A 21,637-nucleotide genomic window follows, 5' to 3' on the forward strand; every position below is an offset into this window, starting at 1 on the left:
TCAAAAAACAATAAAATTAAAAAATTAACCTTATTACAATTATGAGTTCAGAAAATGTTCAAACCAAGTGGGGACAGTTCATCCCTCTTGTCATCGTATTCTTCTTTTGGGGATTCGTCGCTGCCAGCAATGATATCTTAATTCCTGTTTTCAAGACAGCTTTCAATTTATCCCAAGGAGAAAGTCAGTTAGTATCATTGGCATTTTATATTGCCTATACAGTAGGATCACTAATTTACATGGGAATTTCTCTTTTAATAAAAGAAGATTTGGTGAACAAAATAGGCTACAAAAATGGTCTTTCACTAGGTTTACTTATTTCTGCACTAGGAACATTATTATTCTATCCTGCTGCAAATACAGGATCATTTCCTTTAATGTTATCAGGATTATTTATTGTTGCCTTAGGTTTCTCATTACAACAAACCGTAGCAAACCCTCTTGCAATTGCTTTAGGACCTATTACAACAGGATCTCAGCGTTTAACTTTAGCAGGTGGAATCAACAACTTAGGAACCACTATTGGACCGCTTATTGTAACTTTTGCTATTTTTGGATCAAGCACAGGAGCTTCAACTCTAAGTATTGAAAGCGTAAAAATCCCTTATTTAATATTAGGTCTAGCATTTTTATTGGTAGCTATTTTATTGAAATTCTCTTCTTTACCAGACAGACCTGCTTTGATCGAAGAAGAAATTGCAGCAGAAGGTAACACAGCAAAAAAATCAGCATTGCAATACCCACAATTGGTTATGGGTATGATCGCAATCTTCCTTTATGTTGGTGTTGAAGTGTCTACAGCAAGTAACTTACCTGCTTACATGGAATCTCTTATAAATACAAAAACAGGTGTTCTTTATACCTTACAGGAAATATCTCCATACATATCTCTTTATTGGGCAAGTTTAATGATTGGTCGTTGGACAGGAGCTATTGAAGCTTTTACAGATAAAGCGAGTTTACAGCAAATATTACGTTTTGTTGCACCTTATTTAGCATTTGGAGTATTCTTAGCTGTAAATGCAATTGCAAAACACGATTTAACACCATTTTACATCTACGGATTAATCATCTTAGTTTTAATTTTTGCAGATATTGCCAGTAAAGGAAATCCTGCCAGAATGTTGCTTATATTCTCAACATTAGGAATCGTTGCTTTAGCTATCGGAATGTCGACTAAAGGTATCGTAAGTATCTATGCTTTCACAAGTGTTGGTTTATTCTGTAGTACACTTTGGCCATGTATCTTTACATTAGCAGTAAGCGGATTAGGAAAAAATACAAGCCAGGGAAGCAGCTTCCTGATCATGATGATCATGGGTGGTGGAGTTATCAGCTGGTTACAAGGTTTTGTATCTGAGTTTATTGGTATCCACAGCAGTTATTTAGTTGGTGTTTTATGTTTTGCTTACCTTGCGTTTTATGCATGGACTGTAAGCGGAATTCTTAAAAAACAAGGAATCAACTTTGACAAAAAACTTTCTGGTGGTCACTAGAAATTAAAATACAACAAATAATAAAGTCCCGTTTTTAATATAAAAACGGGACTTTATATTTTTATAAAACACAATTATTTTGTTTTATTTAGCTGTTATGATGGCATTCAGATTCTTTTTAAAAACAGCCTTATTTGTCGCTGATAAATCATAAACCACATCTTTGTCCGCATGAACAATAACTTTATCAATATTAGCTTCTAATAGCGCTTTAGGGTCTTTAATTTTAATTGTACAGGCTCCATCAAAAAAACCATCATCTTCAATAATCTTTTTAGCCTGCAAAATGGTTCCGTCACTTAATACTGCCGAAATGGTCATCGTATTATTTAATGTTTTCGAATAAAACCCATCCATGACCAACATTAATCGGTATGAATTTTTCATTTCAGGCCCTTTAAACTCATGACGGGTAATATTATATCGCAATCCCTTGGCCAATGTTGGAAATTTAACCGAACAATCCAACTCAAAACTCGCCACATCTCCGGCATCATTAACTCCTTTTATAACATTGACCGTTTGCGCCTGTACCGCTATACCAATCATAAAAAACACTAAAATCAGGATACTTTTTTTCATATGTATTTCTTTTTGAGACACATAAAAGTAAAAAAAATCGCTGTCTTTCTGATGAAAAACAGCGATTTTTAATTTATAAGTAGCTAAGTATTACTTGTTTCCTTTTTCAAAATCAGCCACAAACTGAGCTAAACCAATGTCTGTTAACGGGTGTTTCAATAATCCGTAAATTGCAGAAAGAGGCCCTGTCATAACATCTGCACCAATTTTAGCACAATTTACAATATGCATGGTATGACGTACAGAAGCAGCCAGGATTTGAGTCTCGTAACCGTAGTTATCATAAACCAGTCTAATTTCTTCGATCAGGTTTAATCCGTCAGTAGAAACATCATCCAAACGACCAATAAATGGAGAAACATAGGTAGCTCCTGCTTTTGCAGCCAAAATAGCCTGTCCAACAGAAAACACAAGTGTAACGTTAGTTTTAATTCCTTTATCCGAAAAATATTTTGCAGCCATCACACCTTCTTTAGTCATTGGCAATTTCACCACGATTTGCTCATGTAATTCTGCCAACTCCTCACCTTCTTTAATCATCCCATCATAATCCAGCGCATTTACTTCGGCACTTACATCTCCATCAACAAGATTGCAAATGTCAACATAATGCTTTAAAATGTTATTTTTTCCGGTGATTCCTTCTTTTGCCATCAAAGACGGATTAGTTGTTACACCATCTAAAACACCTAAAGCCTGTGCTTCTTTAATCTGAGCTAAATTAGCTGTGTCTATAAAAAATTTCATAATCTATTTATATTTAATTGTGTTGATTATTCTTTTAGCGTGTTCACCGCGGCAAACGGGCTTTCGGCTTTATCTTTTGTTCCGTTTCTCTTCACAAAAGAATACTACCTTTATCCCTCACGCAAATCCTGTGCAAAATTACAACTTAAAATTACGTAGAAGAATTCTTTTTATTTAATTCTTTCTATTCAACTCTAATTTATTCAGTAACGCTCGTATTCACGTTACAAAACTGCATTCATCTTTCTTATTTATAGCTTATAATGATTCATTAACATCTTTTCATACACTTTATCCGGAAGAGCGCGTTTTAAAACAATAGAAAACTTTTGCATAAAAGCTCCTACTTTGTAATGTACATTTGGCCTTTTTTGCTGCATGATTTTATAAACAGCCTCTGCCATTTCGTTTGGATTACTTCCGGCATCTACATGTTCATTCATCGTTGCAAGTGTTTCTCCATATACTTTTTCATATGCTGAACCTTTTAAAACCGGAGCATGATAACGCCCCGAAGCAATATTGGTAGCAAAATCTCCAGGTGCTACATTTGTGATTTCGATTCCAAATGATTTTACCTCCATACGCAAAGCCTCTGTAATCAATTCTAAAGCTCCTTTTGAAGCTGAATAAACACTTCTGTAAGGCAATCCCATATATCCGGCAATAGAAGTAATATTGATAATCAAACCTGATTTTTGTTCACGCATTTGTGGCAAAACAGCTTTCATTACTTCAATAGGACCAAAAAAATTGGTTTCGAAATTATTTTTAATTTCTTCCATTGGAATTTCCTCCAAAGGTCCGGTAATTCCAACACCGGCATTATTAATCACCACATCTAATCGTCCTGAATTTGCAATAATTTTAGCCACAGCCGACTTTATTGATTCGGCATTGCGAACATCTAAAGCCACCAAAGGAAAAACTGAATTCAAGACTTTCTCAGGATTTCTACTCGTTCCGTAAACGACGAAACCTTTTTTTTGTAAAAATTCTCCAATTGATTTTCCAATCCCTGAGGATCCTCCGGTAATTAAAACGACTTTATTCATTTTTTTGGGGTTAGATGTTAAATGTTATAAGTTAATTGACATAAGCCGAAATTTAATGCAAAAATTAAAAGGCATCTAACTTTTCACATACAACTTCTCACTTCAGAAAGGTCCAAAAATAAAAAAATCCCCCCGAAGGAAGACTACTTTTATATAAATTCTAAAAAATAAAAAATGGCAAGCGACCTACATCGCACCGCTCAACCACGTACCCTTGCTATGTTCCCATCCTGGGGGAGTCTGCAGGAGCTGGTCGTGTAGGACTTGCCGGTGCAAATATACAATCTTTTTATATTTTTGCAAGAGCTTTGTTGCTATAAAAATATCGTCGTATATTGGCTTATTCAAATTTTAAACTATGAAAAAATATAACTTCCTAACTGTCATTTTATTAGGAATCACATTAATTGGATGTGGAGATACAAAAAAAGGTGAAAATTCTTTGTTTAACATCGATGATTCTGCTTTTCCTGCCCATTTTTTACCACAAGAGTCAGTTTCAATAGCGATTTTGAACCCAAATTCGAAAGAAATTGACAGCGTTGCTTACTTTATTAACGACAAAAGAGTAGGAACAACTAAAGGTGCTGAAAAATTTAAATTTGAACTAAAAGATCAAAAATTAGGGTATCAGTATTTAAAAGCTGTAGTACATTTTGGAAGCGATTCTTCTAATGCAACTAAAAGAATTGAATTGGTATCGAACATTGAACCAAAATTATTAAAATACAAAGTCGTGAATACTTACCCTCACGACAAGAAATCTTTTACTGAAGGTTTGGAGTTTCACAATGATACTTTATACGAAAGCACAGGACAGGAAGGTGCCTCTTACCTAAGAAAATACGATTATAAGACAGGAAAAATTTTCAAACAAATTGATCTTGACAAAAAATATTTTGGAGAAGGAATTACTTTTATCAACGGAAAATTATTTCAATTAACCTGGCAAAACAAAACCGGTTTTATCTATGATGCCAAAACTTTAAAACTGGAAAAAACCTTTACTTACGATAAAGATATCGAAGGATGGGGAATGACAAATGACGGCAAATACATTTATCAGACTGATAAAACAGAAAAAATCTGGAAAATGGACCCTGCAACGCAAAAGATGATAGATTACATCAACGTTTATTCCGGAACTTCAAAAATTAAAGCCATAAACGAATTGGAATGGATTAACGGAAAAATCTATACGAATGTATGGTTTAAAGATGCTATTGCTGTTGTAAACCCTACATCTGGAGCTGTTGAAGGAATTTTAAACATGTCTGATTTGCGTAAATCGATGAATGATATTACTTCTGACGATGTTTTAAACGGAATTGCTTACAATCCTAAAACCAAAACCATTTTTGTAACAGGTAAAAACTGGAGCAAAATGTTTGAAATAACGGTTTCAGAATAAATAAAACAGATTTAAACACGAATTACACAGATTTCACGGATTAGATTAGTTCGTGAAATTTGTATTTTTACAATACCCTAAAACAAATGATTACTTTAATTACAAACATACAAGAGCTGCTTCAGGTTCGCGAAACTTCTGTTTCTAAAGTTTCTGGTGCAGAAATGGCGATTCTTCCCACTATTAAAAATGCCTTTTTACTTCTAAAAGACGATCTTATTAGTGATTTTGGTTCTATGGAGAATCTTCCTGAAATTAATGCTGATCATATTATAGATGCAACCGGAAAAGTAGTTCTTCCGTCCTGGTGTGACAGCCACACTCATATTGTGTATGCCGGCAATCGGGAGCAGGAATTTGTTGACCGAATTAACGGATTTTCATATGAAGAGATTGCAAATCGTGGAGGCGGAATTTTAAATTCGGCTAAAAAACTCAATGAGACTTCTGAAGACGAAATTTACGAACAATCAAAACTCCGTCTGGAAGAAGTTATGCATTTAGGAACCGGAGCAGTCGAAATTAAATCCGGTTACGGACTTACTATAGAAGGCGAATTGAAAATGCTTCGTGTTATTAAAAAACTGGCTGCTCATTATCCAGTTACCATAAAAGCGACTTTTCTGGGAGCTCATGCATTTCCGCTTCATTACAAAGAAAACAAAAGCGGATACATCAATGAAATCATCACTAAAATGATTCCCGAAATTGCTCAGGATAAACTAGCGGATTATATTGATGTATTTTGTGAAACAGGTTATTTTTCTGTAGAAGAAACAGAGCAAATCATGCAGGCAGGTATTCAATTTGGTTTAATACCAAAAATTCATGTCAACCAGTTTAATTCTATTGGAGGTTTACAGGCTGCCGTTAAATTTAAAGCGCTTTCTGTCGATCACCTTGAAATTATGAATCCTGAAGACATTGAAGCTTTAAAAAACACCGAAACAATGCCTGTTGCACTACCATCATGTTCTTACTTTTTAAGTATTCCTTACACTCCGGCCCGCGAAATGATAAAAGCAGGTTTACCACTTGCACTGGCAACTGATTTCAATCCCGGCTCTACTCCATCCGGAAACATGAATTTTGTAGTCGCTACGGCTTGTATCAAGATGAAAATGACTCCGGAAGAAGCTATCAATGCCGCAACCATTAACGGTGCTTATGCAATGGGAATTTCTGAAACACACGGAAGCATTACCAAAGGCAAAAAAGCCAACTTAATTATCACAAAACCAATTTCATCTTATTATCAGATTCCGTATGCCTTTGGGAGCAATCTGATCGAAAATGTTTTGGTAAACGGTAAAATCCTATAAGATTACTTTCGAGATTTATTTAATTCCTTAAAAACGAAAGTAAATAAAACAAAAGTAATTTCAATCCATAAAAAAAGGTCTGTGAAAAAATCACAGACCTTTAATATTTTAGTGGTATTTGTCCTAATCGACTTAGATTATCTTAAGCTGAAGCTTGTTTTAGAAACCAATTCATCATTATCAAAAACATTGATAAAGTAAGTTCCTTTAGCGAAATCTTTTCCTGGTAAATCTTCTGTAACATTTACTGTTTTGTTTTCATACTTAACAGTAGTTTTGAAACTGTAAGTTAAAGAATTATCTCCAAAGCTTTCTGTTTTTTTCTCGCCTAAAACATTGTTTTTAGAATCGATAACTTGTACATAATATGTTTTATCACCAGATTTTGCAATTTGGTTTTCAGCGATAGTAAAACTAATTTTTAAGATATCTGCACGACTTGCTTTATCTGTTTCAATTTGTTTACCTGAACTTCTTAATTTGTAAGCAGAAGTTTTAGTATTTAAAATAGACAATTTAGCTCCTTTTTCTACAGTTTTAGCTAATTCTTCGTTTTGACCAACTAATACCTCATTGTATTTTTTAGATTCACCTAATACGACAATAGTACTGTCTCTTTGAGTAGTTAAAACACCATTTTGTTTTTTCAACTCATCATTCTCAGCAACCAAAGTTTTCATTTTACCTTGCATAGCCTGAACTTGTGCTCTGTATTTAGATACATCTCCTTTAGATTTATTTAAATCGTCCATCAAAGCTACTACTTTGTCTCTTTCCTGAATTAACTCATCAGACATTGAAGTATTTTCAGCAATTGCAGCATCATAAGTTGCTTTTAATTCCTGTAAATCTTTCATAACAGATTCTTTTTCTGTCATTGTCGTTGTAAGTTCAGTTTTAACTACATCTGTATCAGATGATAATTTAAAAATATACACTAAGCTACCAATTAGTAGGACTGCTAAAACTGCGATTACCGCCTTTAGACTTGAGTTGTTGTTCTTTGGGTTTTCCATATTTAAAATAATTTTCTTTAAAACAAATTTAAGAATTAATATAAAGGTAATAACGTAAGTTGTTACAATTATATTATTTTTGGAAAATATTTTTTTTCAATGGAGAAACTAATTCCTTTTACTGTTAACGATCTGGCAAAAGTCACTAATCATCGTAGTGGTGAAATAAAATTCGGAGAAAAAATGGTTGTTATCCCTAAAGGAGTTGACACAATCAGTTTTTTAAAAGAGTCTGAGGCTAAGTATGTACTTTTTGGTATTCCGGAAGATATTGGCGTTCGTGCCAATTATGGAAGACCAGGAGCAGCGTCAGCATGGGAAAGTGCCATAAAAAGTATTGCCAATATCCAGCACAATCGTTTTTCTAAAGGCAGCCAGATTATTGTTTTAGGACAATTAAACGTTGCAGAGGAAATGCGTGACGTAGAAAACCTTGACTTTAATGATATTGACGACCGTTCTAAACTAAGTCAGCTTGTTGAAAAAATTGACAAAGAGGTTTCGCATATTATTTTTACGATTATAAAAGCAGGAAAAACTCCTATTATTATTGGCGGTGGACACAATAATGCTTATGGAAATATTAAAGGTTCGGCTTTAGCCAAAGGGAAACCCATAAACGCTATTAACTTTGATGCCCATTCTGATTTTAGAATTCTGGAAGGGCGTCATAGCGGAAATAGTTTCTCGTATGCCTATGAAGAAGGTTTCCTGAAAAAATATTTTATTTTTGGCCTGCACGAAAACTATACTTCAAAAAGCGTTTTAGATATTATCAAAAAACTCGAAGACAGAGTCCGTTACAATACTTATGACAGCGTAAACATTCGTAAAGAAAAAGATTTTGAACGTGAAATGGCCTTGGCTTTAGAATTCATAAAAACTGATTCTTTTGGAATCGAAATCGATCTGGATGCTATTCCTAACATTGCCAGCAGCGCTATGACTATCAGTGGTTTTTCTGTAGAAGAGTTACGCCAGTTTATTTCTTTTTTCGGGCAACATAAAAATGCTACTTATTTACACATTTGCGAAGGAGCACCGGATCTCGCTGATTCTCCAAACAACAATTTAATTGGTAAACTAATTGGATATCTTATCACGGATTTTATAAAAGCCAATAACGAAAAAGAAAAAATCAACTGAAGGCCAACTGGCTTAAAACCACACATTTCCCAAATAATCCAAGAATCAAATCAACGATTAACCGAATAAACCTATCTTTGCACAGCATTTTAGTACTTAAAACTAAAATCCTAACACTTAAGATATGTTATTCGAAGATTTATCACTTTCAAAAAGTATACAAAAAGCCGTATTTGAAGAAGGCTATCTAAACCCTACCCCTATTCAGGAACAATCTATTCCGATTATTCTGGCTGGGAGGGATTTAATAGGTTGCGCACAAACCGGTACGGGAAAAACCGCTGCATTTGCAATTCCAATCATACATCAGTTACACCGAATTGTAGGTTCATCTAAAAAAGCCAAGCAAATTCGTGCTCTAATAGTTACTCCAACCCGTGAATTAGCGGTTCAGATTGGACAAAGTTTTGACACTTATGCCAAATATACCAACCTGACCCAGTTAACCATTTTTGGCGGAGTTTCGCAGAATCCACAGGTTGATACTCTAAAAAACGGAGTAGATATTTTGGTGGCTACACCGGGACGTTTGCTTGATCTGCACAAACAAGGTTTTCTTGATTTAGATCATTTACACACGCTGGTTTTGGATGAGGCTGATCAAATGCTGGATATGGGTTTTATAAACGATGTAAAAAAGATCGTAAAACTAACTCCAAAAAACAGACAAACTTTATTGTTTTCTGCCACAATGCCAATTGCTATTCGTGAGCTGGCTGAAATGTTTTTGAAGGATCCTGAAAAAGTAGAAGTTTCTCCTGTTTCATCAACCTCAGAAAATGTAGAACAACGCATTTATTTTGTTGAAAAAACAGAAAAAAGAAATTTATTATATCATTTAATCAAAAACGAAAATTTGTCGAATGTATTGGTTTTTTCAAGAACCAAACACGGGGCAGATAATGTTGTAAAAGCATTGCGCAAAAAAGATATTCCTGCTGAAGCAATTCACGGTGATAAATCGCAAAATGCCAGACAACGTGTTCTGGATGCTTTTAAAAACAAAGAAGTTGGTGTTCTTGTAGCAACAGATATTGCTGCACGAGGAATAGATATTGATCAGTTGCCTTATGTAATCAATTTTGATTTACCGAACATCCCTGAAACTTATGTTCACCGAATTGGACGTACGGGTCGTGCCGGAAACGGAGGAATCGCGATTTCATTTTGCGGTAAAGACGAACAGCCTTACTGGAAAGACATTCAGAAATTAATAAAAGTGGATGTAAAAACGATTACAGATCATCCGTACCAATGGCATTCCGGAAGTCCGGACGCAACGGCAGAAAAACCTAAAAACTCCAACCGAAGCGGTGGTGCTCACAAATCGAGAAAATCAAATGCTTCTAAACAAAATAAAAAACGCTGGTATTAATATCCAGCGTTTTTTGCTTCATTTATTAAATAGCTTATAATTTTAAAAAGTCGTACAGGTTCAAAAGGCTTAATGATAATATCATTGATTCCTGAAGAGATTGCCTCATCTGTTATTTCATCTTTATCAAATGCTGTCAGAGCCACTACAGGTGTTTTTATGTTCTTTAAACGAATTCTTTTAGTCGTTTCGAACCCATTCATCAAAGGCATATTGATATCCATTAAAATAAGATCAAAATCTTCTTTTTCTAAAATAGCCAAAGCAGCAAAACCATCATCAACAACTTTACAGATGTAATTATTCTTTTCGATGATTTTTTTGGTCACCAACTGATTGATCACATTATCTTCTACTATTAAAATCTTGTACGTATCATTTGAAGTTAAGTCTACTTCTATTTCGTCAATAATACGCTTGGTCTTTTTAGGATCATGTTCAAAAGGAATCATAAACGTAAATGAAGTACCAATACCAATATTACTCTCTAAAGTAATGGTGCTTCCAAAAAGCCCTAACAATCTTTTTACAATGCTCAATCCTAAGCCTGTTCCCTGATAATCTTCGTCCTTTCGTCCAACCTGAACAAACTTTTCAAAAATTTTACCCTGATCGACAGTAGCGATTCCAACGCCGTTATCCTTTATAAGAAAATCCAGGAAATATATTTTACCTTCGACTTTACTTAATTTAACCACAATTTCAACTACACCATTTTTAGTAAATTTCAAGGCATTACTCACCAGATTCATCAGGATCTGAGCCAGTCTTAACTTATCGCCAATTAAATATTCCGGAATACAGGGATCGATTGAAACGGAGATTTTGTTATTATTTTTTTGAGACAGAAAAGAAAGCGAATTTTTAATCATTGTAATCTCATCAGAAATATTGAAAGTGAGATTTTCTAAAACAACTTTATTTTCTTCAATTTTATTGATCTGAAGAATATCATTTACAAGAGACAGTAAATATCGTGCAGAGAATTTTAAGGCGCTTAAATGTTTGCTTTGAGCCAGTTCTTTATGCTCTTCGAGTAACATATTTGTTATTCCTACCACACCATATAACGGAGTACGCAATTCGTGGCTTATAGTCGAAATAAATTGTGTTTTGAGTAGAGAAGCTTCTTCGGCAACTTCTTTTGCCTTTAAAAGCTCTAAATTGTGCTTTTTCTTGAATCTGATATTTTTTATAAGGGTAATAATCAGAATAAAAAGAATTAAGGAAACAAGGACAAATAAGATAACAATAATCCTTGATTTTTTAAGACTCTGGTATTGTGAATCTTTTTCACTTTCAATTTTATCAATTTGTCTTTTATATTCATCGAGCTCAAGATTAAATCCGGCTATAGATGCTTTTTTGAGTTTCTCCTGATTGTATAACTCTTCTGTGATTTTATTGTATGCTGTAAGCTCCTGATAAGCTTCTTTGTATTTTTGGTTTTTAGTCAAAAACTTTGAGTATTCCAGATGCGCAAAAGACAGATCTGATTTCTCTTCAGCTTTTTTCCCTGCATTGACTGCTTTTATAAAATAATCATTTGCCGCTTCGTATTGATTCCGGTAACTTGAATACATACCATTAAGCATATTTACGATAGTCTCTGTAGACTGATTCCCGTATTTATTTTTATTGCTGTTGACAAATTTTAAAAAAGGATAACCTTCATCAAATTTTTTAATATCAAAATAAGCCCATGCGATATTTACGTTTGTAAAATATATCTGGCTCATATTGCTAATCTTTAAGCCATATGCAATTGACTTTTTATAATACTGAATCCCTTTATTAAATTGTTTCTTCTCAAAACAATATACATTTCCAAGATTATTATAGAGGTTGTATTTTATCGAATCGTTATCAGTTCTGTTGGCGTAATACAAACTTTTATTATAAAAAAACAAAGCTTTATCAATCTCTGCCAGCTCGTTGTAGTTTGCTGCAATAATATTATAAGAACGCGAAATTAAACGGTCGTTTTTGGCACTTGTAGCAGCGTTTAATGCAATTCTGGAGATAATGAGCGACTTCTCGAAGTTTGATTCTCTATAATTAGCCAGTGCTTCTTTTACAAGCTCATTTATCTTTGCTTCTGAGGAAGGTTCAGGTTGCGCAAACACTGAACTGGTAAGACAGTTCAACAATAAGAGCAATAAAAAAATCCGTTTTTGGGGCATAAATCGGCTAATTTCATCAAATATACATTTAAAAATAAAAAAAAGCCGTATTTCACAGGAAAATACGGCTTTCATTCTTATTTATTTTGTGTTAATTTTTCATCTTAACCCAGATAAAAATCAAACAATTATTAGTCTTCAGAAACAATATCAGATTCTTTATCATCTTCCCATTTTCCAACAACAGATGTTGCCAGAGCATTTCCAAGTACGTTTGTCGCACTTCTGAACATATCGCAAAAGTGGTCAATTGGCAGGATTAACGCAATTCCTTCTACCGGAATTTTAAACATTCCACAAGTAGCCGCCACGACAACTAAACTTGCTCTTGGCACACCTGCAATACCCTTACTGGTCAGCATTAAAACTAAAAGCATGACCATTTGCGTTCCTAAATCTAAATGTACTCCATAAAACTGAGCGATAAAGATACTTGCAAAAGTCATGTACATCATACTTCCGTCCAGATTAAACGAATATCCAAGCGGCAACATAAAAGATACAATCTTGTCTTTTACACCAAAATCCTCTAATTCTTCAGTTAATTTTGGAAAAACAGCCTCACTGCTCGTTGTTCCAAAAGCAATTGCCAATGGCCCAACAATACGTCTTAATAGCTCAGTCATTCTTCCTTTCAGGAAAATATAACCAACTAATATCAATACAAACCACAAAGTACTAATTCCCACTAAAAACGATCCGAAGAATTTAAAATACGTAATAATCAATTCCTCTGCATCTCTAATAGCAAATACTCCTGCAATAGCTCCAAAAACTCCTATTGGAGCAAAGTTCATTACATAGTTTACCATTTTTAAAACAATGTGTGATACTTTATCTAAGGCATTTATTACCGGTTTTACTGTACTTCCTAATGAAGCGGCCGCTAAACCAAAAAAGATCGAGAATATTACAATTTGTAAAATTTCATTGGTTGCCATGGCTTCAAAAATACTTTTAGGAACAATGTGTTCAATAAAGTTTTCAAAAGACAGAGTCGTTGTTTTTGCTGTTACTTCAGTTGCTGCGCTCATATCAACATGATCCAGCTTTAAACCTACACCCGGCTCTAAAACATTTACATAAAACAATCCAATTAGCAACGATATAAACGAAGCTGTAAAAAACCAACCCAACGCTTTTCCACCTACTCTTCCTACGGTTTTTATATCTCCTAACTTAGCAATTCCAACTACCAGAGTAGTAAATACCAAAGGAGAGATAATCATTTGCACCAATCGGATAAAAACAGTCGCCAGCATTTTAATTTTAGTACTGAACGATTGTGCTGCTTCAGGCGAAATCGAGTTGTGCAATATAATTCCTAAAGTTGCACCAAGAACCATTGCAATTATAATTTGCCCTGTTAATCCTGAAAGAAATGATTTTTTTTTAGTTTCTGTAACTTGCATTAATTTGTTTTTTTAGATTAAAATATTAAGACCCTCACTGCCTTAACTTTAATTAATATGTCTTGTTGATTAAATAAAAATCAGCCAAAACAATTGCAGCCATTGCCTCAACAATTGGCACTGCACGAGGTACTACACACGGATCATGACGGCCTTTACCGGTCATAGGTGTAATATTTCCTTTATTATCAAGAGAATCCTGTGTTTGCATGATTGTCGCAACAGGTTTAAAAGCAACTCTGAAATAAATATCCATTCCGTTACTTATTCCTCCCTGAATTCCTCCTGAAAGATTTGTTTTCGTTGTTCCGTCAGGATTGTATAAATCGTTATGTTCACTTCCTTTCATTTCAGAACCGGAGAAACCGCTTCCGTATTCAAAACCTTTTACCGCATTTATAGAAAGCATTGCTTTTCCTAATTCAGCATGTAATTTGTCAAAAACAGGTTCACCTAAACCAACCGGAACATTTTGAATAACACACGAAACAACGCCACCAACAGTATCTCCCTGTTTGCGGATATCACGAATATATTCTTCCATAATTACTGCCGATTTTTCATCAGGACAACGAACAGGGTTACTTTCTATTTTCGAAAAATCCAAATCCTGATAAGGTGTATCTAAATGAATTGGCCCAACCGAAGAAACATATGCATTAATTTTAATTTCAGGCAACATTTGCTTTGCAATTGCACCGGCTACTACCCTGCTTGCTGTTTCTCTGGCAGAACTTCTTCCGCCTCCGCGATAATCACGAAAACCATATTTCTGATCATACACATAATCTGCATGACTAGGTCTGTAATTGTCTTTTATATGTGAATAATCATCTGATTTCTGATTGGTATTCGGAATGATAAACCCGATAGGGGTTCCTGTAGTTTTACCTTCAAATATTCCGGATAAAAACTGAACTGCATCCGGTTCTTTACGTTGCGTTACAATTGCTGATTGTCCTGGTTTTCTTCGGGACATTTCCACTTCAATTGCTTCCAGATCAAGTTCGATTCCTGATGGACAACCATCTATAATTCCGCCTAAAGCCTCACCATGAGATTCTCCAAATGTTGTAACTTTATATAGGGTGCCGTAGCTATTTCCTGCCATTGTAATTTGTTTTGAGCAAATGTAAGTTTTATGAATTAAATTAAAAAATTTAAAATTAGTATTGTTAAGTAAAGGTTGCGGTCATTAAAAATCATAATTTATTAAAATTGTACCCAAATTGATAACCTTTTGATAAAACAAATCCCACGTAAGATTCTTTTATTTGTTAAACTTCAAAAAAAGAAAAATTGAAAAAGAGAAATGTCGAATTGGTCATTCTTTCAGATGTCCATTTAGGAACTTACGGCAGTCACGCAAAAGAACTAAATAACTACCTGTCAAGCATTAAACCCAAAACACTTGTTTTAAACGGTGATATTATTGACGCCTGGCAATTTAGAAAATCCTACTTTCCAAAATCGCATTTAAGAGTCATTCAAAGAATAATCGGAATGGCTTCTAAAGGCACAAAAGTGTATTATATCACTGGTAATCACGATGAGATTCTGAGAAAGTTTAGTGATATGAACATGGGTAATTTTTCTTTGGTAGACAAATTAGTTCTGGAACTGGACGATAAAAGAGCATGGATTTTTCATGGAGATGTTTTTGATGCCTCAGTTCAGCATTCTAAATGGATCGCAAAACTGGGCGGATTAGGTTATGATTATTTAATCCTGACGAATCGTTTTGCAAACTGGTGCCTGGCAAAATTAGGCCGAGAACCTTATTCCTTTTCAAAAAAAATAAAAGCCAGCGTTAAAAAAGCTGTTAAATTTATATCTGATTTTGAAACCACTGCTACAGATTTGGCTATCGAAAAAAAATACGATTATGTAATCTGCGGACATATTCACGAACCAAAAATCATTACTAAAGAGAACAAATACGGTTCTACCCTATATTTGAATTCCGGTGATTGGGTAGAGAATTTAACCGCATTGGAGTATCATAAAAAACGCTGGAAATTATACTCTTACGCTGAAAGCAATTTTACCGAAGAAGAAAATCTTTTTGAAATGGAAGATATTCTGAGCTCGCAATTAATCTCTTCCATCATTTTGAATAAATAAAATACAACCACCTTAAACCCCATTTTATAAGGCAAAACTCTACTTAAAATAAATTCCGGTTATTGATAAAATGTGAATTATATAACAATTTTCAAAAATAATATACGTTTGAAGATTGTACGCAACATTACATTTGAAAAAAATTAATAACCCCTTTTATGAAAAAAATCATTTTATCTGCCATCATGCTATTAGGATTAGCATTTACGGCACAATCTCAAGAAATTGCTAAAAATGCGCTTGGTATACGTTTAGGCGACAATAACGGTTTTGGTGGAGAAGTATCTTACCAAAGAGGATTAAATCAAAAAAACAGACTTGAATTTGATTTAGGATGGAGAAACAGCAGCAATATAGATGCCATAAAAGCAGTTGCACTTTATCAATGGGTTTGGAACATTGATGGTGGTTTTAACTGGTATGCCGGTGTTGGTGGTGGTATCGCCGCATGGGATCACGATTATTATGCAAACAACAATAGATATAAGGATAGCGGAACTTATGTATTCGCAGCCGGAGATATCGGAATAGAATATGCTTTTAAAGAAGTGCCTATTACACTTTCATTAGATGCAAGACCAGAAATTGGTTCTGGATACTATGACGATGACAATTTTGGATTTGACGTAGGTTTAGGAGTTAAATTCAGATTCTAAGATTAAAGTAAAAAATAATTGTAAAAGAAATCCTGTCGTTGAAAAGCGACAGGATTTTTTTATGATTAAAATTGACAACTATTGTCACCCTGAGCGGAGTCGAAGGGCGTTTGCATTGCGAGGGCTTCGACTCCGCTCAGCCTGACATCTGACTAATAACGAATGACTAATAACTTTTCACTAATCACTAATTACTTAATAATAATTTCTTTTTTAGAATGCACCTTTACTACGGTATAAGGGTACGTAATAGCTTGTGTTACCATAGCATCCGGAGCAGGATTATTTTCTTTAACCGTAATGATAATGTTTTTATCCGTTTCTTCTACTTTTTCGATTCCAATAGAATAACCTCCGGTATTTTTTTCTCCCATATTCAGGATCACATAATTCGAATTTCCAATATCATCATGTTTCATTTTATCCTTTAATAACGGATCGTTTTCTAACATTTTGATTTCGTTTGGTTCTGTGAGAATTTCAAAAAATTTAATATTTCCGCCACCATCAGATTGCTCTGTCAGCACTTCATACAAAACTTTCGATCCTGATTCTGTAGTTTTTTTTGCTCCACAGGAAATCAAAACCAAAACGATTAAAACCGAAATTACTTTTTTCATTTACGTTTATTTTAAAAATTAATCCCTTTATTCTTTATAATCATCGATTGCTTTTTGATACAAAGCTTCATATTTAGGCAGGATATTCTTTATATCAAATTTCTTCGCCACTTCAAGAGCATTCTTTTTAAACTCTTTCAGCGTTTCATCATCCTTCAAAATTTTAATTGCATTTGCAGCCATTTCATCCACATTTCCAACATTGCTCAAATAACCTGAAACGCCATCAAAATTAACTTCAGGCAAACCACCCGAATTACTAGAAATCACCGGAACCCCAAGAGCCATCGCTTCTAAAGCAGCTAAACCAAAGCTTTCCGTTTCTGAAGGAAGTAAAAACAAATCAGTCATGCATAAAATTTTATCAATCTCGTTACTGTTTCCAAAGAAAATTACTTTATCGTAAATTCCTAATTCCATGCACAGAACCTCGGCTTTTTCCTTTTCAGGACCATCACCTACCATCATCAATTTAGCTGGCATTTCTTTCTGAATATTATAGAAAATCTTAATAATATCCGGAATTCGTTTCACCTTTCTAAAGTTACTGATATGCGTCACAATACGCTCATTTTCTTTTGCCATCACATAACGATGACAAGGTGCATCTGGATCTTTTACCACTTTATCCAACTCGATAAAATTCGGAATCACCTTAATTTTATTCTTGATTTTGAATAATTTCAAGGTATCATCTTTCAAACTCTGGGAAACCGAAGTCACATAATCCGATTTGTTGATACTAAAAGTCACCGCAGGTTTATAAAAAGGATGATTTCCAACCAAAGTAATATCAGTACCGTGAAGCGTTGTAATCATTGGAAGATTGATTCCTTCATTCTTCAGCATTTGTTTTGCCATATAACCTGCATAAGCATGAGGAATAGCATAATGCACGTGTAAAACTTCAATCTTATATAATTTCACCATATCAACCAATTTGCTTGACAAAGCCAACTCATAAGGCTGATAATGAAATAATGGATACTCCGGAACATTTACTTCATGGTAATGAACATTCGGATTTAAAAGTGCCAACCTCACGGGCTGACTGTATGTTATAAAATGTATTTCGTGTCCTCTTCTGGCTAATTCGAGTCCTAACTCCGTGGCTACTACACCACTACCTCCAAAAGTAGGATAACAAACAATTGCTATTTTCATGGATTAAATTTAATTCTACGAAAATACTCAAAAATAGCGTTTAATTGAGGTTTTGAAGTGTTAGATTTTCGACAAAATTAGATTAATTCTAGTTGATAAATATTTCCGGAAGCATGACAATATCCGCAAAAAAGACCAGTTGTCCCGCTGTCCGCTATATCTTTTTCTGTCTAAAAAAGCCAGAAAAAGGATGCCGCTTCCATCGGGGCTAGATTAGACGTTTTTATTTTCATAAGCGATTCGTAGCGGTAATTTTGACAAAATTTAAAACTTTGACAAAGTTATATCCCGCTAAGTTTTTCATTCCGAGGTACGAGGAATCTCCGCAAGAAACTCCGTAGCGTATATTACCAATCTTTGTAGAACTACTTCTGGAGATTCCTCGTACCTCGGAATGAAAAACTTTGGCGAAACCTGAAACTTTAAACCTGAAACAATTAAAACAAAAAAAGGCACAAAATCTAAATTTCATGCCTTTTCTAATATTATAAATTTCTCTTAGAAAAATCTACTATGCCAGCTATCGGCAGCAGGAACTTCCCAGGATTCGTTAAATTCTTCGATATTGTTTACCAGATTATTGAAAACAATTGTATTCTCAGAAACTGATTTATCTTTCACCATTTTCTTGAAATCAATCAATGGTTTGTGTGCAATATGTTCGCCCAGTTTAAAAGTAACGTTCATTTTATCTAACAAATCAACATTGTACTTTTTCTCTAAACCCTGAATAAATTCTACAGAACTATCAATAGAACAGCCAGTCGCTGCCTGTACATCCTGATTTACAGCTAATATGATAAAACGATTGTATTTTAGTAAAAACGAAGCTTCAAGACTCGTTCCGTGTGCAGCCCATTGTTCTACAAAAGCTTTCAAATCTGTTTCTATTTCAGAAAACTCTTCCTCAGAAAATTTTCTGTTCGATTGGTAAATCCAGACTCTTGATTCACCAGGTAAATTTTCAAAAGGTATATACATTTTTTTTTATTTTTTGTTTGTCTTGTTTCAAGTTAAAAGTTAAAAAACTTACAACCTAAGCACCTTATTATCTCAGCACCTCTTTTTAAAGATCTTGTGCATTTGCTATCAACTCAGCGATATCCATTACTTTAACCTGTCCTTCTTTTTCCTGATGTTTGATACCATCTGTTAGCATCGTATTGCAGAACGGACAACCCGCTGCAATAATATCCGGTTTTACTTCCAGAGCATCTTCTGTACGCAATACGTTGACTTCTTTGTTTCCGGGTTCAGCATCTTTAAACATTTGTGCCCCACCGGCTCCACAACATAATCCGTTTGCTTTTGAACGTTTCATTTCGACCAATTCAACATCCAGCTTCTGAATTAAATCTCTTGGCGCTTCGTATACTTTATTTGCCCTTCCTAAATAGCAAGGATCATGAAAAGTAATTTTCTTTCCTTTAAATTGTCCACCTTCAACAGTTAATCTTCCATCATCAATTAATGACTTTAAAAACTCTGTATGATGAATTACCTCATAATTACCTCCTAACTCAGGATATTCATTTTTTAGCGTATTAAAACAATGCGGACAAGCGGTAACGATTTTTTTTGCTTCATAAGCATTCAGAACCTCGATATTCATCATAGCCTGCATTTGAAACAAAAACTCATTTCCGGCACGTTTTGCAGGATCTCCGGTACAACTTTCTTCAGTACCCAGAACTGCAAAAGACACATTAGTACGATTTAAGATTCGTACAAATGCTTTTGTTATTTTTTTTGCTCTATCATCAAAACTTCCTGCACAACCCACCCAAAATAAAACTTCTGGCTGAGTTCCCTGGGCTAGCATTTCAGCCATTGTTGGCACTACTAAACTTTCTGACATCTTATTCTTTTGTTAAATCGGTTAATCGTTTATTTGTTTAATCGCCCTTTAAGCGATGAACAAAAACTAAAACCGAAATTATTTTAAAATCGATTAAACGGTTAAACAATTAACCGATTAAACAATAAATCTTAATTTTCGTTCTTCCAATTCAGCCTGTCTTGCTGGCTGTATTGCCATGGCGCACCATTATTTTCGATATTGGTCATCATAGCATTTAGTGACATTGGAGCAGCACTTTGTTCCATCACTAAATAACGACGCATATCCATAATAATAGACAACGGACTAATATTTACCGGACATTCTTCTACACAAGCATTACAAGAGGTACATGCCCACAATTCTTCTGGTGTAATATAATCGTTTAATAAGGTTTTGTTATCCGGAACAAAAACACCTTTGTTAGCATCAATATTTTTTCCTACTTCCTGCAAACGATCTCTTGTATCCATCATAATTTTACGAGGAGACAATTTTTTTCCTGTTTGATTTGCAGGACATGATGATGTACAACGACCACACTCTGTACAAGTATAAGCATTTAATAACTGTACCCAGTTTAAATCCTGAACATCACTTGCTCCAAATTTAGCCGGAGCTGCATTTTCATCTACCGGAGCAGCTGCAAACGGATCTGCATTTGGATCCATCATTAACTTTACCTCTTTGGTTACTGATTCTAAATTGTCAAATTGTCCTTCCGGATTCAAATTAGCAAAATAAGTATTTGGGAAAGCCAAAAGGATATGTAAATGTTTTGAGAAGTACAAATAGTTCATAAAAACTAAAATACCCACAATATGCAACCACCAAAAAGCTTCAAACAATAACCCAACTAATTCGTTCGACATTCCGTTAAACATTGGTGCGATAAACTGGCTTACAGGAAAGCTTCCTGCTTTATGAAAATGAGAAAATCCTCCGGGAACATTTTGCAAATGCAAATCAGAAGCATTCATTAACAAGAACAAAATCATCAGAACGGTTTCGAAATACAAAATATAATTTGCATCGCTTCGTGGAAATCCATTTAAATCAGGATTTATAAAACGTTTTAATTTGATGACATTTCTTCTGATCCAAAAAACGGTTACAGCAAAAATGACAAGTATTGCTAATATTTCAAATGATGCAATTAAAACATCATAGACTACTCCTAAATAAGGTGCAAAAATTCTATGTGTTCCAAATAACCCATCAATGATAATTTCGAGTAATTCGATATTAATAATTATAAAACCTACATATACAAAAATATGCAATATTCCGGCTACAGGGCGTCTCACCATTTTTGACTGCCCAAGAGCAATCATTGCCATGTTTTTCCATCGAGCTTTAGAATTATCTTTTCGATTTACATCTACTCCTAAATTAATATTTCGGATGATTTTTTTTACGCTCGCTGCAAAAAAACCGAAACCAATTATAAGAAGTATAGCGAATAAAATATTATCTAAATAACCCATT

19 protein-coding genes and 1 other RNA gene are annotated in these 21,637 nt (G+C 34.3%); 7 read left to right on the plus strand and 13 right to left on the minus strand.

Annotated features, from left to right (window positions below):
- Positions 1-41: 41 nt before the first annotated feature.
- Positions 42-1,496 carry an MFS transporter gene (locus A4F88_RS11030; protein WP_068842678.1) on the plus strand — a complete coding sequence of 485 codons (1,455 nt, stop codon included), beginning with the start codon at positions 42-44 and terminating at the stop codon, positions 1,494-1,496.
- A gap of 84 nt (positions 1,497-1,580) precedes the next feature.
- Here A4F88_RS11030 and A4F88_RS11035 read toward each other — a convergent pair whose 3' ends face one another.
- The 4 genes from A4F88_RS11035 to ffs form a co-directional block, all read right to left on the minus strand.
- Positions 1,581-2,078 (minus strand): hypothetical protein, encoded by a 498-nt coding sequence (locus tag A4F88_RS11035; RefSeq protein WP_068842679.1) that lies wholly within the window; start codon positions 2,076-2,078, stop codon positions 1,581-1,583.
- A 90-nt stretch (positions 2,079-2,168) separates the two neighbouring features.
- Positions 2,169-2,825, minus strand: coding sequence for a fructose-6-phosphate aldolase (gene fsa / locus A4F88_RS11040; RefSeq protein ID WP_068842680.1), 657 nt, complete (start codon positions 2,823-2,825; stop codon positions 2,169-2,171).
- Positions 2,826-3,076: 251 nt separating this feature from the next.
- Complete coding sequence (locus tag A4F88_RS11045) at positions 3,077-3,880, minus strand: SDR family oxidoreductase (RefSeq protein ID WP_068842681.1); 804 nt, start codon at positions 3,878-3,880, stop codon at positions 3,077-3,079.
- 172 nt (positions 3,881-4,052) lie between these two features.
- Positions 4,053-4,150: signal recognition particle sRNA small type (gene ffs, locus A4F88_RS11050), an RNA gene on the minus strand.
- Positions 4,151-4,238: 88 nt separating this feature from the next.
- Between ffs and A4F88_RS11055 the strand changes: the two genes are divergently transcribed.
- Both A4F88_RS11055 and hutI read left to right on the plus strand, forming a co-directional pair.
- Complete coding sequence (locus A4F88_RS11055; protein WP_068842682.1) at positions 4,239-5,291, plus strand: glutaminyl-peptide cyclotransferase; 1,053 nt, start codon at positions 4,239-4,241, stop codon at positions 5,289-5,291.
- 86 nt (positions 5,292-5,377) lie between these two features.
- On the plus strand, positions 5,378-6,613 hold the full coding sequence (gene hutI / locus A4F88_RS11060; RefSeq protein ID WP_068842683.1) for an imidazolonepropionase: 1,236 nt from the start codon (positions 5,378-5,380) through the stop codon (positions 6,611-6,613).
- Positions 6,614-6,750: 137 nt separating this feature from the next.
- Here the strand turns inward: hutI and A4F88_RS11065 are convergent, their stop codons facing one another.
- Entirely contained in the window at positions 6,751-7,629 is an 879-nt protein-coding gene (locus A4F88_RS11065) for a hypothetical protein (RefSeq protein ID WP_068842684.1), read from the minus strand.
- Between the two features lie 99 nt (positions 7,630-7,728).
- On the opposite strand from A4F88_RS11065, the gene A4F88_RS11070 reads away from it, so the two are divergent.
- Both A4F88_RS11070 and A4F88_RS11075 read left to right on the plus strand, forming a co-directional pair.
- Positions 7,729-8,775 (plus strand): formimidoylglutamase, encoded by a 1,047-nt coding sequence (locus A4F88_RS11070; protein ID WP_068842685.1) that lies wholly within the window; start codon positions 7,729-7,731, stop codon positions 8,773-8,775.
- Between the two features lie 124 nt (positions 8,776-8,899).
- Positions 8,900-10,150 (plus strand): DEAD/DEAH box helicase, encoded by a 1,251-nt coding sequence (locus tag A4F88_RS11075; protein ID WP_068842686.1) that lies wholly within the window; start codon positions 8,900-8,902, stop codon positions 10,148-10,150.
- On the opposite strand, the gene A4F88_RS11080 is transcribed toward A4F88_RS11075, so the two are convergent.
- From A4F88_RS11080 to aroC, 3 genes are all read right to left on the minus strand, one after another.
- Positions 10,147-12,333 carry a response regulator gene (locus A4F88_RS11080; protein ID WP_068842687.1) on the minus strand — a complete coding sequence of 729 codons (2,187 nt, stop codon included), beginning with the start codon at positions 12,331-12,333 and terminating at the stop codon, positions 10,147-10,149. The two genes, A4F88_RS11075 and A4F88_RS11080, sit on opposite strands and share 4 nt — an antisense overlap.
- 131 nt (positions 12,334-12,464) lie before the next feature.
- The gene (locus tag A4F88_RS11085; RefSeq protein ID WP_068842688.1) at positions 12,465-13,745 is read right to left on the minus strand and encodes a dicarboxylate/amino acid:cation symporter; all 1,281 of its coding nucleotides are present in this window, start codon (positions 13,743-13,745) and stop codon (positions 12,465-12,467) included.
- A 52-nt stretch (positions 13,746-13,797) separates the two neighbouring features.
- Positions 13,798-14,856: a chorismate synthase gene (gene aroC, locus A4F88_RS11090; protein WP_068842689.1), complete on the minus strand. Its 1,059-nt coding sequence runs from the start codon at positions 14,854-14,856 to the stop codon at positions 13,798-13,800.
- A 188-nt stretch (positions 14,857-15,044) separates the two neighbouring features.
- Between aroC and A4F88_RS11095 the strand changes: the two genes are divergently transcribed.
- Both A4F88_RS11095 and A4F88_RS11100 read left to right on the plus strand, forming a co-directional pair.
- The gene (locus A4F88_RS11095; protein ID WP_068842690.1) at positions 15,045-15,869 is read left to right on the plus strand and encodes a UDP-2,3-diacylglucosamine diphosphatase; all 825 of its coding nucleotides are present in this window, start codon (positions 15,045-15,047) and stop codon (positions 15,867-15,869) included.
- A gap of 158 nt (positions 15,870-16,027) precedes the next feature.
- The gene (locus A4F88_RS11100; protein WP_068842691.1) at positions 16,028-16,525 is read left to right on the plus strand and encodes a hypothetical protein; all 498 of its coding nucleotides are present in this window, start codon (positions 16,028-16,030) and stop codon (positions 16,523-16,525) included.
- 191 nt (positions 16,526-16,716) lie between these two features.
- Here A4F88_RS11100 and A4F88_RS11105 read toward each other — a convergent pair whose 3' ends face one another.
- The 5 genes from A4F88_RS11105 to A4F88_RS11125 form a co-directional block, all read right to left on the minus strand.
- Positions 16,717-17,145 carry a protease complex subunit PrcB family protein gene (locus A4F88_RS11105; RefSeq protein ID WP_068842692.1) on the minus strand — a complete coding sequence of 143 codons (429 nt, stop codon included), beginning with the start codon at positions 17,143-17,145 and terminating at the stop codon, positions 16,717-16,719.
- A gap of 27 nt (positions 17,146-17,172) precedes the next feature.
- Positions 17,173-18,309, minus strand: a complete 1,137-nt coding sequence (gene bshA / locus A4F88_RS11110) for an N-acetyl-alpha-D-glucosaminyl L-malate synthase BshA (protein ID WP_068842693.1) — start codon at positions 18,307-18,309, stop codon at positions 17,173-17,175.
- 498 nt (positions 18,310-18,807) lie between these two features.
- Positions 18,808-19,290 carry a hypothetical protein gene (locus A4F88_RS11115; RefSeq protein ID WP_035646965.1) on the minus strand — a complete coding sequence of 161 codons (483 nt, stop codon included), beginning with the start codon at positions 19,288-19,290 and terminating at the stop codon, positions 18,808-18,810.
- 85 nt (positions 19,291-19,375) lie between these two features.
- A complete protein-coding gene (locus tag A4F88_RS11120; protein WP_068842694.1) occupies positions 19,376-20,167 on the minus strand; it encodes a (Fe-S)-binding protein in 792 nt (263 codons plus the stop codon).
- A gap of 131 nt (positions 20,168-20,298) precedes the next feature.
- The gene (locus A4F88_RS11125; protein ID WP_068842695.1) at positions 20,299-21,636 is read right to left on the minus strand and encodes a 4Fe-4S dicluster domain-containing protein; all 1,338 of its coding nucleotides are present in this window, start codon (positions 21,634-21,636) and stop codon (positions 20,299-20,301) included.
- Position 21,637 lies beyond the last annotated feature (1 nt).

It is taken from the genome of Flavobacterium chilense (assembly GCF_001602525.1).
Taxonomy (GTDB): Bacteria; Bacteroidota; Bacteroidia; order Flavobacteriales; family Flavobacteriaceae; genus Flavobacterium; species Flavobacterium chilense.